General features: G+C 30.9%; 12 protein-coding genes. 9 read left to right on the forward strand and 3 right to left on the reverse strand.

Annotated features, from left to right (window positions below; translation table 11 throughout):
- Nucleotides 1-263: 263 nt before the first annotated feature.
- Complete coding sequence (locus VJY32_RS09780; RefSeq protein ID WP_353677727.1) at nt 264-5,420, forward strand: SdrD B-like domain-containing protein; 5,157 nt, start codon at nt 264-266, stop codon at nt 5,418-5,420.
- Between the two features lie 151 nt (nt 5,421-5,571).
- Here VJY32_RS09780 and VJY32_RS09785 read toward each other — a convergent pair whose 3' ends face one another.
- A complete protein-coding gene (locus VJY32_RS09785) occupies nt 5,572-5,703 on the reverse strand; it encodes a hypothetical protein (protein ID WP_353677728.1) in 132 nt (43 codons plus the stop codon).
- 634 nt (nt 5,704-6,337) lie between these two features.
- Here VJY32_RS09785 and VJY32_RS09790 point away from each other — a divergent pair.
- From VJY32_RS09790 to VJY32_RS09800, 3 genes are all read left to right on the forward strand, one after another.
- Nucleotides 6,338-7,654: a WD40/YVTN/BNR-like repeat-containing protein gene (locus tag VJY32_RS09790; RefSeq protein WP_353677729.1), complete on the forward strand. Its 1,317-nt coding sequence runs from the start codon at nt 6,338-6,340 to the stop codon at nt 7,652-7,654.
- A gap of 622 nt (nt 7,655-8,276) precedes the next feature.
- Nucleotides 8,277-9,290, forward strand: coding sequence for a matrixin family metalloprotease (locus VJY32_RS09795; protein ID WP_353677730.1), 1,014 nt, complete (start codon nt 8,277-8,279; stop codon nt 9,288-9,290).
- Complete coding sequence (locus VJY32_RS09800; protein WP_353677846.1) at nt 9,284-10,672, forward strand: T9SS type A sorting domain-containing protein; 1,389 nt, start codon at nt 9,284-9,286, stop codon at nt 10,670-10,672. The genes VJY32_RS09795 and VJY32_RS09800 overlap by 7 nt, the downstream gene beginning before the upstream one ends.
- A gap of 742 nt (nt 10,673-11,414) precedes the next feature.
- Here the strand turns inward: VJY32_RS09800 and VJY32_RS09805 are convergent.
- Nucleotides 11,415-11,681 carry a hypothetical protein gene (locus VJY32_RS09805; protein ID WP_353677731.1) on the reverse strand — a complete coding sequence of 89 codons (267 nt, stop codon included), beginning with the start codon at nt 11,679-11,681 and terminating at the stop codon, nt 11,415-11,417.
- 126 nt (nt 11,682-11,807) lie between these two features.
- Between VJY32_RS09805 and waaF the strand changes: the two genes are divergently transcribed.
- The 4 genes from waaF (at nt 11,808) to VJY32_RS09825 (ending at nt 16,208) form a co-directional block, all read left to right on the forward strand.
- A complete protein-coding gene (waaF, locus tag VJY32_RS09810; protein WP_353677732.1) occupies nt 11,808-12,788 on the forward strand; it encodes a lipopolysaccharide heptosyltransferase II in 981 nt (326 codons plus the stop codon).
- Nucleotides 12,785-14,059 carry a 3-deoxy-D-manno-octulosonic acid transferase gene (locus VJY32_RS09815; RefSeq protein WP_353677733.1) on the forward strand — a complete coding sequence of 425 codons (1,275 nt, stop codon included), beginning with the start codon at nt 12,785-12,787 and terminating at the stop codon, nt 14,057-14,059. Before waaF ends, VJY32_RS09815 begins: the two co-directional genes overlap by 4 nt.
- Before the next feature lie 521 nt (nt 14,060-14,580).
- On the forward strand, nt 14,581-15,927 hold the full coding sequence (locus tag VJY32_RS09820) for a phosphohexomutase domain-containing protein (RefSeq protein WP_353677734.1): 1,347 nt from the start codon (nt 14,581-14,583) through the stop codon (nt 15,925-15,927).
- Between the two features lie 65 nt (nt 15,928-15,992).
- Complete coding sequence (locus tag VJY32_RS09825) at nt 15,993-16,208, forward strand: hypothetical protein (protein WP_353677735.1); 216 nt, start codon at nt 15,993-15,995, stop codon at nt 16,206-16,208.
- 13 nt (nt 16,209-16,221) lie between these two features.
- Here VJY32_RS09825 and VJY32_RS09830 read toward each other — a convergent pair whose 3' ends face one another.
- Nucleotides 16,222-17,364, reverse strand: coding sequence for an aminotransferase class V-fold PLP-dependent enzyme (locus VJY32_RS09830; protein ID WP_353677736.1), 1,143 nt, complete (start codon nt 17,362-17,364; stop codon nt 16,222-16,224).
- A gap of 68 nt (nt 17,365-17,432) precedes the next feature.
- Between VJY32_RS09830 and VJY32_RS09835 the strand changes: the two genes are divergently transcribed.
- Complete coding sequence (locus VJY32_RS09835) at nt 17,433-17,591, forward strand: hypothetical protein (RefSeq protein WP_353677737.1); 159 nt, start codon at nt 17,433-17,435, stop codon at nt 17,589-17,591.
- Nucleotides 17,592-17,668 lie beyond the last annotated feature (77 nt).

Raw genomic sequence — 17,668 nt, forward strand, 5'->3', positions numbered from 1 at the left:
TTAAAACTCAATAAAAGATTCTTATCTGAATTACGGAAATAAATAAAAATTGTAAACTTTGATTTCATCTTTTTAGAATTAGCATTTCAATTTTAACACACCTTAAAATGCATCATACTTTTATAACTCTCTCATTTTGAAACATTCCCAAAATGTGGTAATGGTATAATCCTTTGTTTTTAAGCTAAAATTAAGTTTTTTATTCTGGCATTTGCATTGAGCTAAAACAAGCAGGTATTAAAATCAATTTATCAGGAGGAAAAGTGATTAATCAGCCGAAACTATTTTTAAGAGTTTTGATTTTACTGTCTCTTATTTTCGGATTTACAATTTATTCTTTTGCTCAAAGCAAAGGAATTAAACAAGTAACAAATTATACCAGCATTGCTCAAGTGTCTGGAACAGCTGAGGGGAAAACAATTTATTATACAAATCCATATACAAATCAAAGCACAAGTAATTTTGCAGGAACTTTAAAAGGAACATTAAATTCTCAATCTGTAAAATTTTACTGCATTGATGTACAGCATAGCTTGGTTTACAATCAAGATTACTGGGATGAAGATGCTACGCCATCAGAAATAACTTATATTCTTAATAATTATTATCCTTATAAAAATAATTATCCGGGTCAACTTTCTGACATTAACAAAGAAGCTGCTGCAATTCAAATGGCAATCTGGCACTTCAGTGATGGTGTAAATGCTAATTCAATTTCAAATGATAATACAGTAAAGACAAGAGCGCTTGCAATTATTGCTGATGCTAATGCAAATCATAATGGTCAAGCACCACTTCAAACATTATTAATAATTCCGAATCATCAATCCTTAATCCAGAATACCCCTGCCACATTTGATGTTTTTGCTTATGATATTAATGGAAATCCTGTTGAAGGGGTTTCTTTGCAAATTTCTTCAACTCTTGGAACATTGAGTTCAAATACAGGAGTGACAGATATTAATGGTCATGCCGGGCCATTTACATTAACTTATAATGGAATTGGAACTGCAACAATAAGTATAATAGCGCAAGTAGAAATTCCGCAGGGAACTAGATATGTTCACAAATCAAAACCAAGTGAGAAACAGAAATTAGTTTTAGCCACACCATCTTTCGATACAAAAGAAGTTAATGCAACTGTTGAATGGTATACACCAACTGATTGCGATTTAAAAGGCTATATAACTTTTACTCAAGGCGGCTGGGGAAGTCCTTCAAATAGCACACCCGGCAAAATTAGAGATTTATATTTTAACTCAGTTTTCCCAACTGGAATGACTGTAGGGGGCAATTATAAAATTACATTTACATCGGCTACAGCTATTAAAAATTATTTACCTGATGGTGGAACTCCTTCAGTTCTAACACAGAATTATACTAATCCTACAGCAGACATAAGTGTTCTGGCTGGTCAGATTACAGCTCTCAAATTAAATGTTTATTACAGTGCAGCAGGATATCTTGGAACTAATTCAACTCCATTAGGAAACTTAATAATTGTAAGCGGGCCATTTGCAAATTACTCTGTAAATCAATTTTTGAATTTTGCAGAACAGGTTTTAGGCGGTGGCAATCTAAATGGTTTTACTTTATCTGAAATTAATAATGCTGCAACTGCAATCAATGAAAACTTTGATAATGGAACTGTTGACAAAGGATTTCTAACATGTAAACAACCTGTATCTATTGGGGATAAAGTTTGGGAAGACCTAAATAAAAATGGAATTCAGGATTCTAATGAACCAGGGATATCAAATGTTTCTGTGAAATTATATGATTGCAATGATAACTTAATATCGATAACAACAACTAATTCATCTGGTAATTATTTATTCTTAAATCTTGAACCTGGTGATTATTATGTTCAATTTATTCCTCCTGCAGGTTATGTATTTACAACTCAAGATGCTAGCAACGATGATAACAAAGATTCTGATGCAAATATTAATACAGGTAAGACAATCTGTACAACTTTAACATCGGGTGAAAATGACCTTTCTTGGGATGCTGGACTTTATAAAGAAGTTGTTTGCACAAACAAAATTGGCAACTTTGTTTGGCACGATAAAAATGTAAATGGAATTCAAGATTCGAATGAACCGGGAATTTTTGGCGTTGTTGTCGAACTCTGGCAAAATAATCAATTGATTGCAGTAGATACAACTGATTCAAATGGTAAATATGAATTTAATAATTTATTGAACGGAACTTATACAATAAAATTAGCTTCATCTAATTTCATTAGTGGCGGTGTTTTAGAAAGCACATTAAAAACAAAATGGTATTCTACAAAGAAAAATCAAGGTAATGATGACAGTAAAGACAGCGATGCAAATATTAATGAATCTGTTACAGTAGAACTTAATTGTGCTGATAATTTAACAATTGATTTTGGATTTTATAAGACTTGTGTTAGTGTAACAAAAACTGCAAATAAACAAACTGCAAAGCCCGGCGATATTATCACTTATACATTCACTGTTGAAAATTGCGGGGATATAACACTGAGCGGCGGCGTTGATTTTTATGATGCTTTATTAAATCCAAATGGCGACCACAAAATCAAGAACATTACACCAGTTCTGCCTGGTGAAACAAAATCATTCACAAAAACTTATACAGTTACAGAAAATGATTGCGGTGAATTGATTAATACAGTTAAAGCTGTAGGCCATCCAGTTGATGGTTCTACTAATGTAGAAGATGAAGCATCTGCCACTGTTCAAATTGAGTGTGAATTATCGTGTGTAACTGATTGGACTGCAACACTCGGTCCTGATTCTGCAATTTGTGAATATGACCCTAAACCAATTACAATTAATGGAAGTGTTCATTTAACTCCAAATCCAAGCAAAGCATATTTACAATTATCATGGAGGATTGTATATCCAAACGATGGAAGTGTGGATAATTCAACTCATTATCAAACAATATTAATTACTAAGGATACAACATTTTCAATAACAGCTCAATGGCCAGGAATTCGTCCAGATGACCAGATTGTTGAAATTCATTATGGTGTAAATGTATTAGACTGCAATGGAAATCCAATTAAAAATGGAATAGGCAGAGATTTGTATTGGTATCCTTGGGTATGTCCACCACCACAGGAAGAACCAGCTGACGTAAGAATTGAAAAATCTGTTGATAATCCAAATCCACAATGTGATGAGAATGTTACATTTACAATAAAAGTAACTAATGATGGACCAAATAAAGCAAAAGGAATTCAAGTTTCAGATTTAATTCCCCAAGGTTTGATACTAGTATCCAGTTCCACTTCACAGGGGGTATATGATTCAAATACGGGAATTTGGATGGTAGGTGATCTGAATTCCCAGGAATTTGCAACTCTAACTATAATTGCAAAAGTAAGCTGCGACCAATTAAATAATTCGATATTCGATTTAGGTCCAGCAAAACATTATAATCTGTTTGTAATTTATGATGTGAATCAGCCTTCATCGGATACACAAGGCAAAGCTGCAGTTGGTCGTGATGCTTACTTTGCAAATTATAGTATTGGCGACCAATTACCTCCTAACAGTGGAGATGTATTAATCGTTGGCAGAGATCTTACTTTCATTAGCGGTGCTGTCAATGGAAATGTTGTTTATGGAAACACAACTAATTTGCCGCAGCCTTCTGTAAGTATTAATGGAACTTTACGTCAGGATAACCCTATTAATTTTGCTGCTGCAAAAATTTATCTCGAAAATCTTTCAACTACACTATCAAATTACACTGTAAATGGAACAGTTAATTTTCAATATGGCGGCTTAACTTTAACAGGTAGTGACCCATTCTTAAATGTATTCAAAGTTAATGGTGCTGATTTATCTTCTGCAAATAATGTAACAATTAATGCTCCTAATGGTTCTGTAGTTCTTGTTAATATTGATGGAACAAATGTAAGCTGGACTGGTGGTTTAACAGTAAATGGCACAAGCATAACAAATGTATTATACAATTTCTATCAAGCTACACAATTAACTATTCAGGGCATTGATATAAGAGGTTCATTATTAGCTCCATTTGCAGATGTAAACTTTGTAAGCGGTGTAATCAATGGTCAGATGATTTGCAAATCATTAAGTGGAATGGGTCAAATGAATCTTGCACAATTCATTGGTAATATCCCATTTGAAAAAGAAATTACCAATATTGCAACAATAACTTCAACAGTTACAACAGACCCGAATCCAAATAATAATTCAGCAAGTGCAACAATAACAGTTTCAAATATTGAACAGGGCAATAACAATGGCTCAGAAAATCAAAACAACTGGCAGTATGTAAATGGATTCTCCAATGGTGAAATTGTATATGCTATGGCTTATGATGAATCAGGAAATATTTATGCAGGAACCTGGGGAGGAAATATTTATAAATCTAGTAATGGTGGTCAAACATGGTTAAAAATAAATAACAATATGAATGTTGGATTCATCTGGGCTTTGAATATTCATAACGGTTATATCTTTGCAGCAACTGAATTAGGTGTATTCAAATATGATGGTTCTGCTTGGAGTTTAACTTCACTTTCAAATATTGATGTTCATGCACTTGCATCTGATAATGGTGTTCTTTATGCTGGAACATGGGGATTGGGTGTTTACAAATCAACCGACAATGGAACAACCTGGAATGAAATGAATAATGGGCTTGGTTATAATCTAATTATTAATGCATTAACAGTTCATTCAAACATACTTTATGCTGCAAGTTACGGTGGAGGAGTATTCAAATATCAAAATTCAACATGGACAAAATTAAATGTTGGATATGATTTCGTATGGTCATTAGCTTCCAATTCAAATGGATTGTATGCTGGAACATATGGAGATGGACTCTATCGTTCACTTGATAATGGAACAACATGGACTAAAGTAAATAATTTGAATGCTTCATTCATTTATTCGATAGCAGTTAATTTGAGTGATAAAATTTATGTTGCTTCCTGGACAAGTGGTGTATTTGAATCAACTGATAATGGAAATACATGGAACTCAATTGGTATGGGTGGATTTGGTGTTAGTGCATTAATTGTAACAAAGAACTCGGATAATGTTTTTGTTGGAACTAAAGAAGGAAAGATTTATTTGAGCAAGAGAGTTGCATCTGTTACATCTGTTGAATCAGAAGAAATTCCAACAAAATTCGAGTTAAGTCAAAATTACCCGAATCCATTCAATCCAGTAACAACAATTAAATTTGCAGTCCCAGAAAAAGGAAGATACACATTGAAAGTATATGACATACTTGGACAGGAAGTAGCAACATTATTTGATGACGAAATGAATGCAGGTATACAAAAGCTTACATTTAATGGAAGCAATTTATCATCAGGAATTTACATCTACAGATTGATTGGAAACAATGTAAATATTAGTAAGAAGATGATATTGATGAAGTAATAAAGCTAAATTACAAATAGCTTCTGAATCCCGGCAGTTAGCAAAACTTTCTGCCGGGATTTTTTTTGTAACTACAAGCATAGCTTCGTGAAAAATAAGATGAAACTTATATCAAAAAATTTCTGATTGGACAAAAAAAATATAATAACAGTCATACTAAGTCTGCTGCAGGCGGACGAAGTATCTCAACAAAAAAGAATAATACAGTCATTCTGAATGGAGTGAAGCGAAATGAAGAATCTCTTAAAAACAAAAAGCTGTGATTAGATTCTTCGTCGTCCACATAACGGCAGCCTCCTCAGAATGACAGGGAAAAGAGTAGCCGCGGTCTCCTTAGAACAACAGAGAAAGTAGTATTGTCATTCTGAGTCCGCCATTTAGGCGGACGAAGAATCTCTTAAAAACAAAAAATTGAGATTAGATTCTTCGTTATCCACCTTTCGGTGGGATTCCTCAGAACGACAAAATAAATTTCACGCAAATAACTCGGATTGTCGCAGATATTCGCAGATGATAAAATGCCATTTCCTTGTTATACTCATAGATTTTTCAAAAGAGATTCTTCTAAGTAACATGAAGTGAAGCTTAGTTAATTAAACATTCTCATTTCTCAATTCTTGAAAGTTCTTGATTTTTTTTTGACATTTAATAAAATTGTTCAGAGAAATTTCCAGGGCTGATTTCTTCTTACAGTATATAAGTTCATCACATTTTTCAGAGGGTGGAAAACAAGCAAGTAAAATAAATTTCTGTTCACTTCAGTTAAAAGAATTATTCCTTCAGCCAAATGCTGATGAGCCTCTGGCTCAGATTGTAATTTTATCAAGTATATCATTGGAGGTATAGAATGAAAAAGAAGTTTCCTCATAAAATGGTAACTCCATAAAAATTAAAATCAGTTAATAAAGGTGAAAATTATGAATAGTATGAATTTAATAATAGCTTTATTCATTCTGTTATTTACAAATGTTTATGCACAATGGGAAGTACAGAATAGCAAAGTAAAAGTAGATCTAAATGATGTTTGTTTTGTAGATACATTATATGGGTGGGCAGTAGGAGATAGTTCAACAATAATTAACACAACTGATGGAGGCTTAAATTGGTATAAACAAATTTGTCCTGTAGAAAACATTAAGTTAAGAAAACTACAATTCGTAAGTTATTATGTTGGATATATTTTAGGCTCGAATGGCAAAATACTGTCTACAAAAGATGGAGGGAAAACGTGGATAATATGTGAAAGCGGATTAGAGGAGGGTTTCAATTTGACCGATTTATCATTTGTCAATGAAGATGAAGGTTGGTTAACTGGATATAAAACTTATTTTGATCATGGTATTGGCTTAATTATTCATACAGTTGATGGTGGAAAATCATGGAATAAGCAATTAGAAATTAAATCTTATGATCAGTTTAGTGCTAAATTATTTACAGCTGTAAAATTTCAGAATAATAATACTGGCTGGGCATTTGCAGGTGACTATGTCGATAGCTTTTCCGAGACCTTTGTTTATAAAACTTCTGATGGGGGAACTTCCTGGGTAAATGTTGGAATAGTTAAAGCCACTCCATTACGTATACTAAGAATTGCAGGAAAAGATACACTTTGGGGAGGAGGATTAAAGTTTGTAACATCAGTAGATGGTGGTTATAACTGGAATTATTTTGAAAATGAATTTGGGAATGCTTCTTCACTTGCCCCTATTGATGGCTTAAAAGGATGGGTTTATTTTTCTAATATTTTTATGCAAAAAAAACAAGTTCTTTATACTACAAATGCTGGTAAAACATGGTCTGAGGAATTTAGCCTACCAGATGGATTTATTGTGGGAATGAATTATATAAATGGAAATTTATGGGTTGTAGGTAACAATGGTCTAATTATGAAAAAAAAATCGGTGATTACTTCTATTAATACGAAAAAACCTGAAATATCTGGAGAATTTAAACTCAATCAAAATTACCCAAATCCATTTAATTCTCGAACAGCTATATCGTATGAATTAGCTAATGAATCAGATGTAGAATTAAAAATATATGATATGATGGGAAGATCAATAAAAACAATAAGATATTGTTCCCAGCCAGTTGGAGCTCATACTATTTTATGGGATGGTACTAATGACATTGGCCATTTAGTTTCGAGTGGAGTATACATATATAACTTGATTTCGAGCTCAAAAACAGGGAAGAATTTTTTTAGTTCATCTAAAATGATTTTTTTGAAATAAAATTTAATAGGAATGAATATGAAAAAATTAATCATTACAATAATAATTATATTTATTGATTTAACTTTTGTAAATAATATTTCGCATGCATCGGATATGAAATATTATAACTTTGTTGAATTAATAAACAAGAGCGATCTTATAGTACTTGCAAGGTAATCTCTATAAAGTCCTATCAAAAAGAAAAAGGCCGAATTTATAGTGATATAACATTTCGAGTAAAAAGAATTTATAAGGGACAATACAATGATATCGAAGATATAACTTTTACATATTTAGGTGGAACCCTTGATGGTATTACTACAATAGTACTTGAATATCCACAGTTTATTAAAAACCAAGAATCAATTCTTTTTTTAAATAAGAATTCTCAAAAAAACAATAAACAAAACAAATATACTATTACCGCATTATCACAAGGTAAGTTTAATATATATCCTGATTATAAAAACAATTTTTATGTGATTAGGGATAGATTTGCTGATTATACTCTTGAAATTATCAAAGAAGGTAATAGAGTCTATCTTAATAATAGAAATAATATTCCACTCAATGATTTTATAAGATATTTAAATGAGTGTATTAATAAATAAATTAATAACTAAATTCATGAGTTTTGAAAATGAAAACAAAAGTTATTTTACATATACTTTATTTAATTATGCTTTTGTCCATAACTTTTTTATTTAGCGGAGAAACTTATATAGATTTAATGGGAAATGGTCCTACTTATGAAGCCTATTGGGTATCAAAAGGATCAAACAATATTGTTTATTGGCAATATCATCATATTGATTGGTATCTTGAAGAAAATGGAGCTGGCGATGGTTTTACTTATCAACAAACACAAGCATTAATTAATTCGGCTTATAATACATGGGAAAATGTTACAACTAGCGATATGACATTTAATTATGCAGGTTCTGTTTCAGGAACATATGGTAATGATGGTAAAAATGGACATTACTGGATTTATTACGGCGACCCATTATTTAATGAAGGCGAAGTATTTGACTCTACATATAACGCTTCCGCTGTGACAATTCTAACTTGTAATTCAAATAATCAATTGTTAGATGTTGATATTGTTTATAATGGAGAGAAAGTATGGTATGATAATAATGATGCTTGGAATGACATACAATCAGTAGCAACACATGAAATTGGTCATCAGATAGGATTGGGTCATACATTTTATTCCACAATACCTTATCCTGTTATGAATACACCAAACAACCCTGCAAATAATAGAAGACTCCTCAAATTTGAAGATGAAGAAGGAATATCGTTCTTATATGCCGGTAATCTAATTGATAATGAAACATTTTCTGGAACAAATTATTTTAATTGGAATTTGACAGTCCCCCAAGGTAAAACACTAACAATCCAATCAGGTTCTACTATTTATTTCCAAAATAACTCATCATTAACAATTAATGGCACATTAAATATTGGGAATAATGTACGATTGTATTTTTCTAATGGTAGCTCTCTTATAATAAACGGCACACTCAATGCACTTGGCAGCTCTGATAATAGAATTACATTTGATAGATTAGGCAATAGCGGCAACTGGGTTGGTATTCGCTTCAATAATGGAAAAGCAGCGGTACAATCAATTATGCAAATATTCTAAATGCAAATTTTGGAGTTTATTTTAACAGTACAGGTTATAATTACATTACAATATCAAACAGCACTATTCAAAATAATAATGGTTATGGAATATATTGTTATAACTCATCACCAACAATTAACAATAACCAAATACTGAATAACGGCTCGTATGGAATTTATTGTTATTATTATTCAAATCCTTACGTGGTCAATAATATAATAAAAGGTCATACTACAACAGGAATTAAATCCACTTACTATTCAGCACCAACGGGAGCTTTGTATTATTATGGACCAGGAAATAATGTTATAAAAGATAATACTGGCTATGGATTGCAGGCAGATTATAACGGAAACATTAACTTTGGAAGTACTGGCGGCGGGGGTTCAAACAGTATATATAATAATTCATCATACGAAGCCTGTGCAATATACGGTGCAACAATATGGGCACAATATAACTGGTGGGGTTCATACCCGCCAAACATCAATGAGTTTTATTCATACCAATCAACAATTCACAATGAAAATCCATTGAGCAGCGACCCAAATAGTGGGAGGGGATTAATATTAGAAGAGAACAATGGACAATTAAAAGGAATTAGTTTGAAGAAAACAACAAGTATGATAGAAAAAGGGACAGACCCCAATAAAGAAATTGAATACTATCTTAATATATTAAGAAACGAAGGAAACACTTTATTAGGCAGATATGCATTGATAAAACTTGAAGATGCATATAATAAATCAAAAAGAGAAGGCTTTGAAGAATTAATAAACAAAGAAATATTTTCGAGGGGAGGAATGAAAGATGAGCTAACGGTTATGGGTTATGAACTAATTAATCATGGTTTATTGAATAAAGGTGATTTTAAAGGAGTAATTAAAAATCTTGAAAAAATTAGATTTGAGCTTACATTAAATGAACATATCGAAAAAAATACATTGTTTGCACTTGGTTCAGTATATCTAAATTGTTTGAATGATAAAGAAAAAGCAAATGAATATTTTAGTGAACTAAAATCAAAATATCCGGAAGACTTATTGGTATATGACAGCGAAAAGTTATTGGGAAATAATCGAGGATTATTTAGAGTAGCAGAAAAAAATAGGGTAGAGAAAAATGAAGATGATATATTAACATTGCTAAGCAATTATCCTAATCCATTTAATCCATCAACGATTATCAGTTATCAGTTGCCAGAGAAAAATTTTGTTACAATAAAAGTATATGACATATTAGGCAGAGAAGTAGCAACTTTAGTAAATGAATACAAAGATGCAGGCACTTACAAAGTAGAATTTTCAGCTGATGAGTATCAACTTTCGAGCGGAGTATATTTTTACACGCTTCAAGCAGGGAAGAATTATATAGTTAAAAAGATGATGCTGGCGAAATGATTCTGTCAATATTACCAAGATTACAAGAGTAGTAAAACGAAACATAGTTTCGTGAGAACAAGACAAAAATTATAACAAAAAATTCTGATAAGGAAATAACATAATAATAGTCATACTGAGTTCGCTGCAGGCGGACGAAGTATCTCAACAAAAAAGAATAATACAGTCATTCTGAATGGAACGAAGCGGGATGAAGAATCTCATTAAAACAAAAAATTTGGACTAGATTCTTCGTAGTCCACCTAACGGTGGTCGCCTCAGAATGACAGAAAAATATATATCATTTTGATGAATTATTTTATGTTATTAAAAAAATTAAAGAAAATATTCAGGAAGTAAAGATTCTGAGGCTTAAAGTCCCTCTCTTTTTAAGAGAGGGAGTTAGGGAGAGTTCTTTATAATGATTAATTGTGATAAAGTCTAAAATCGAAGAATCTCTTTGAAATGTAATATTGGTATTATGATTTTTTGCATGTTTTTACAAATGATGCAGTAATATAAAAAGTCATTCTGAATGGAGTGAAGCGAAATGAAGAATCTCATTAAAACAAAAAATTGAGATTAGATTCTTCGTCGTCCACCTATTAGCGGTCTCTTCAGAATGACAGGGAAGAAAATAACGGCGGTTTCCTAAGAATGTCAGTAAGAATTTAGTAACACAGATACGAATTACAAAAATTTTCACAAATGGAAATTTGTAGCACAAAGCAAAACATTGTAGAAAAAGGATAATTTTATATTGCTAAGTAGATAGTGATTTAATTGAATTGTTAATTTTTTCTATTAACTCTTCTCTTGAAATATGTTCGAATTTAATTTTTGCTGTTTTAATAAATACTTCCGGTGGGTCTCCCTCGCCTTTCATATAACGATATAAATTAAATCCAAGTCGGTATCTTTCATTCATTATAGGTATATATTCTTTTAATGATTCGGCAATATTGTAACATTTCTTTTCAAGCGAATCTTCTGGAAATAGTTTTGTTGCCGGCGGTGGTAATGTTGTCATTTCTCAATCTCATTATTTTTTCTGTCGAAAAATAATTAAGAATGAACTTACTTCCAACCAGAACTTTGAATGCTAAAATTTATTATCTAATTTTTGGTTCAAAATTATTTATTGTTAAGAAAAAATTTGAAAAGAATATTAGTAATTCGGTTAAGCTCGCTTGGAGATGTGTTACTCACAACTCCAATTATACGCGCATTGAAAAAAAAATATTCGAATTCTCAAATTGATTTTCTCGTAAGAAGTCAGTATGCAGATGTTTTAAAATATAACCAGTATCTGGAAAAAGTTTACGAGTTTAATACAGAACATATTGAAGAATTGTTAAATGAACTTAAACAAAACAAATACAACTTTATTCTTGATTTACAAAATAATTTTAGAAGCAGAAAAGTAACATTTAATTTAAAAGCTCCGGTTTACCGCTTTAACAAACACTCCGTAAAAAAATTTTTACTTGTTAATTTCAAAATAAATTTATTACGAAAATCAAAAACAATTGTTGAAAGATATGCAAATTCATTTCCTGATATTCAATTAGATAGTGATGGTCTGGAAATATTTATTCCAGAAGAAATTGAAAATAAAATTTTTGATTTTAAGAATGAATCCATTATAGGTTTTTGTCCGGGTTCAAAACATTTTACTAAAAGATGGTTGCCTGAATATTTTATTGAACTTGGGAAAAAACTTTCGAGAGAAGGGTTTATTGTACTAATTTTTGGTGGGAAAGATGATGAAACAATATGCTCTGAGATAAGCAAACAAATTCCAAATAGTATTAATCTGCAGAACAATGATGAAATTCTTGTAACTGCTGCTTATATGAAAAAATGCAAATTGATAGTAACAAATGATTCGGGATTAATGCACACAGCTGCTGCAGTGAATACACCAGTTGTAGTAATATTTGGTTCAAGTGTGAAAGAATTTGGATTTGTACCATACAAAATAAAGAATTTGATACTCGAGAATGAATTATTAATTTGCAGACCTTGCAGTCATATTGGAAAAGAAAAATGCCCAGAAAATCATTTTAAATGTATGAAAGATTTAACCCCTGATTTTGTTTTTCATAACGTAATAAACTTTCTAAATGAATTATGAGAATAATCTGGTATTTGCTTTATAATATTTTTTATTATCCTGCATTATATGCCTTAGTTTTAATTTCTCCTTTTCTTAATGAAAAAATCAGAATTAGTATACAGGATAGAAAAAATCTTTTTTCGAATCTTGAGAAAGACCTTTCAAAAATTGACAGAAAGAAGAAAAGTATCTGGGTTCATTCTTCTTCTATGGGTGAATTTGAACAGGCAAAGCCAATAATTGAAAAAATAAAATCAGAAAAAGATGTCAATATAATTGTTACTTTTTTTTCTCCCTCTGGTTATCGTAATTCACTTAAATATCCTTATGCGGATGTAATTTGTTATATGCCCTTTGATATTCCAAAACATGCAGAAAAATTTTTGGAAATGATAGACCCAGTTCTTGCAATATTTATGCGATACGATATATGGCCAAATATGATTTGGCAACTAAAAAATAAAAAGATTCCTTTTTTTATTGTAGATGCTACAATGCGAAATAATAATAAACGTTATTTACCAGTAATAAAAAATTTTCATAAACATATATATTCATGTGCAGAAAAAATTCTTGCTGTTTCTGAAAATGATGTGAAAAACTTTTTAATGTTTGGAGTTAATCCAGAAAGAATAAAAGCTGTAGGAGATACCCGATTTGACAGGGTTTATCAAAAAAGTCTTCAGGCAAAAGAAAAAAAATTGTTCCGCGAAGGAATTTTTGAAGGGAAAAAAATTTTAGTATTGGGAAGCACATGGGAGAGCGATGAGGAAGTAATATTTCCAGCAGTAACTAATTTATTAAAATATGATAAAGATGTTGTTGTGATAATTGTTCCCCACGAACCGACACTCATTCACCTTGAGAAGATAGAAAATTATTTTTACAAAAAATATAAAACTATAAGATTTTCATTCATGAATAATTATAATAATGAACAAATTATTATTGTGGATTCAATTGGAATATTGCTTACACTGTATTACTATGCAGATGTTGCTTATGTAGGAGGAAGCTTTAAGCAAATTCATAATGTTCTTGAGCCGGCTGTATATGGAATTCCTGTGATTTATGGTCCTAAACACGAAAACAGTCAAGAAGCAATTAAGTTAAGAGAAATTGGAGGAGGATTAGTTATTCATAATAAAAAATCTGCATATAAAACTTTGCGAAAACTCTTTTCTGATGAATTATACAGAAAAAATATTGGCCAAATTTGTGGCAAGTTTGTAAGAGACAACATCGGAGCTTCAGAAAGTATAGTAAAAGAAATTTATTCTTTTCTATAATAATATTTCTTGTTGTTTATTGACATATCATATAAAAGTCCACATTATAAAGTAAAATTCGTTTTTTTGACTTTCAATTGTAGATTAACAAATTTTATGAATTTATGAAATTAAACTGGAAGTATATAGCAATTTCAAAGTCATTGTTTCATTAATGTTAATAGTCTTTCTTAAAATCTTTCTGCTGTAGAAAAGTAAACAAACCAGTTGATGAGAATATTAAGTAATCAAGTTCACTACAATTGTGAAAAGTGAGACTCAAAAATTCTTTTAACCCCATGCTTTATGAAAAACAACTTTTATGCAAATGGTTTTTCATTTATGAATGATTCATGATTGTTAACTATTATAATTTTTAAATCAATCTTTATTAAGTTATAAAGCAGGCAAACTTTGATTAAGAACAAATTTCAAATCGGTTTTTATCAAAACTTTTCTAATTCATCAAATCTTTTTCAACTCAATTATGTTCGTTTAGAATTTATTCATTATTTTTAAGATAAAGATTATGGAGTTATGTAATGGAAAGAATTTCTTCTTTCAAAGCTTATGATATAAGGGGAGTAGTTCCCCAGGAATTAAATTCTGAATTAGTTTACAAAATAGGGAGAGCACTTGCTGTTTATTTAAATGCAAAACTTGTTGTTATTGGAAGAGATGTAAGAAAATCATCCTTAGAGTTATCTCAAGCACTTGCAAATGGATTAAATGATGCAGGATGTGATGTTATTGATATAGGATTATGTGGAACGGAAATGATTTATTTTGGGACTCCATTCTTGAATGCAGATGGTGGAGTTATGATTACAGCAAGTCACAATCCACCTCAATATAACGGATTAAAATTTGTTAAGCGAGGTTCCGTTCCTTTGGGTTACGATTCAGGTCTTAATGAAATTGAAAAAATGATTTTAAATGATAATCTTGGAAGTGAAGCTTCTCAAAAGGGGAAAACTTACCAGAAAAATATAATGAATGATTTCATTTCCAATCTGAATAAATTTTATGACTCACAAAAAATTAAGCCATTTAAAGTTGTTCTTAATGCGGGGAATGGTTGTGTTGGTCCTGCATTGAATGAATTAGAAAAATTTCTTCCGATTAATATGGTCAAAGTATTTTTTGAGCCCGACTCAAATTTCCCGAATGGGGTACCAAATCCATTGCTTCCAGAAAATAGAAAGTCTACAATTGATGCAATAATAGAACATAATGCTGATTTGGGAGTAGCATGGGACGGTGATTACGACCGCTGTTTCTTTTTTGATGAAAAAGGAAATTTTATTGAAGGTTATTATATAGTTGGACTGCTTGCAAAATCAATATTAAAAAATCATCCTGGAGAAAAAATAGTTTATGACCCAAGATTAACATGGAATACTATAGATGTGGTTACTAAAGCAGGTGGTATACCTGTGATTTCTAAGAGTGGACATGCTTTTATAAAACAAAAGATGAGAGAAGTTAATGCAATCTATGGTGGAGAAATGTCTGCACATCATTACTTTCGAGATAATTCATATTCAGATAGTGGTATAATTCCGTTTTTATTGATACTTCAACTTTTATCGGAAGAAAATGCAAAACTTTCTGAACTTGTTGAAGGAATGATAAAAGCATATCCATGTTCAGGTGAAATTAATTCAACAGTTGAAAATCCGAAGGCAAAACTTCTTGCAATAAAAGAAAAATATAGTGATGGAAAAATTGATGAATTAGATGGAGTTAGTGTTGAATATTTTGATTGGCGTTTTAATGTGAGAATGAGCAATACCGAACCGCTTTTGCGTTTAAATGTTGAATCAAGAGGAAACGAAAAATTAATGAAAGAAAAAACAGAAGAGTTGTTGAATTTTATTCGCAGCTGAAATTTTCCCAACTAAGCACATTTGTATTCGTCTAATCAAACGAAAAAATAAAAGGAGACAATAAAATGGCAGAACAGGATAAAACCTTAGATGTTGATAAACTTTTGAAAAACAAACTTAAAAATGTGAGCATTGGTACACTTGAGAATGCAATTGCAAAAGTTGTTAGCGATTTGGTTGGTGAAGATTATAAATGCACAATCAGTGAAGTTAAATATACATTATTCAGCGGTGCAGATTTTCATGTAAAAGTTGAATTGACTTATAATCCGAACGAATAGAAAGAACTTATAATTACTCTATCTTTTTAATGATTTCATTGAGATTTTCAAGAACACAATCAATTTCTTCTTTTGTATTATAAAAATGCGGTGAGAAACGAATCATTCCTTCTCGAACCGCACAATAAATTTTTTGTTTCTCTAATTCGTCAAAAATCTTTTTTGATTTGTTGTGTTTGAATGTAATTATACCCGCTCTGTTTTCAGGGGATACATTTTTTAATATGGGATTCAAACCTAATTCTGATAATTTTTCTATAAAGTAATTTGTGTTATCTAAAATACAACTTTCAATATTTTCCATTCCAAATTCAATAAAAAGATTTAATACGGCATCAAAAATTGCTACTCCAAGTGCATTAATAGTTCCAGTTTGAAAGCGGTCTGCATTCTTTCTTAATTTTAAATTGTAATCGAGTAAATTCCATGCGTTTTCTACCGATATCCAACCAACATACTTTTGCTCAATTTGCTCTTGAAGTTCTTCTGTAATAAAAATGTAAGATAAGCCTTGAGAAGACATTAACCACTTTTGAGTTCCGCCTGCTAAAAAATCAATTTTAGATTTTTGGACATCAATCTGAACAACTCCAGCTGCCTGAATAGCATCTACACAAAATATTATGTTATGCTTTTTGCACAGTTCGCCAATGGCATCAATATTTGCTCTGTAACCTGTCAAAAATTGCACATAACTGATTGAGATTAATTTTGTCTTTGGTGTTATTGCTTTTTCAATATCTTCAATATCAACAATTCCATTACGATTTTTTATGAATTCAATCTCCACACCATGTTTTTTTAAATTCATAAAAGGATAAACATTGGAAGGAAATTCAATATCGTTTAGAATAATTTTATCTCCAGAATTCCACTTCAAACCCTGAGCTAATAAGTTTAATCCATTTGAAACATTATCAATCCATGCAATTCTATCGGGTGTTGTTCCTATTAACTTTCCGAGTTTTTCTTTTGCACTTAAATTCCATTTAAGAAAATATTCATAATTTTCAATTTTTTCGCCGCTTCTTTGAAGAGCATATTCATTAATTCTTTTTAATGCTAAATCGCACCAAGGACCGAGTGATGCATGATTGAAATAAATTTGTTCAGTTTTTAAGTGAGGGAAAAGTTTTCTTGCTTCTTTGATTGTCATAAATTTTTAACTGTAAACATTTAATTAAAAAATACGATAATAAAACTGGAAAAGGAGTATTAGGTAAAATGAACAAGCTTTTAGAATTAGCCGCTGCTTTTTATGGAATATTAATTCCGAGAAGATATATAAAAGAATTCTGCCGTTTAGTGATTGAATATCTCGACGAAAAATATTCCATAGAAACAGCAATTGGTTTAGCATTGCGCAAGTTAAAGCTGAATTAATTAAGTAAAATTCAGTTAATAAATAAGACTTGCAAAGAGCTCTAGTAAGCAAAATCAAAAAATGAATTTGGTTAACT

The organism is Rosettibacter primus, from assembly GCF_036860675.1.
GTDB classification, from domain to species: Bacteria; Bacteroidota; Ignavibacteria; order Ignavibacteriales; family Melioribacteraceae; genus Rosettibacter; species Rosettibacter primus.

Bases quoted from the DNA above. Each gene is read 5' to 3' on its own strand.
- VJY32_RS09790 (WP_353677729.1), top strand. From the start codon at position 6,338: ATGAATAGTATGAATTTAATAATAGCTTTATTCATTCTGTTATTTACA.
- VJY32_RS09795 (WP_353677730.1), top strand. From the start codon at position 8,277: ATGAAAACAAAAGTTATTTTACATATACTTTATTTAATTATGCTTTTG.
- VJY32_RS09805 (WP_353677731.1), bottom strand. From the start codon at position 11,681: ATGACAACATTACCACCGCCGGCAACAAAACTATTTCCAGAAGATTCG.
- VJY32_RS09815 (WP_353677733.1), top strand. From the start codon at position 12,785: ATGAGAATAATCTGGTATTTGCTTTATAATATTTTTTATTATCCTGCA.
- VJY32_RS09820 (WP_353677734.1), top strand. From the start codon at position 14,581: ATGGAAAGAATTTCTTCTTTCAAAGCTTATGATATAAGGGGAGTAGTT.
- VJY32_RS09825 (WP_353677735.1), top strand. From the start codon at position 15,993: ATGGCAGAACAGGATAAAACCTTAGATGTTGATAAACTTTTGAAAAAC.
- VJY32_RS09830 (WP_353677736.1), bottom strand. From the start codon at position 17,364: ATGACAATCAAAGAAGCAAGAAAACTTTTCCCTCACTTAAAAACTGAA.
- VJY32_RS09835 (WP_353677737.1), top strand. From the start codon at position 17,433: ATGAACAAGCTTTTAGAATTAGCCGCTGCTTTTTATGGAATATTAATT.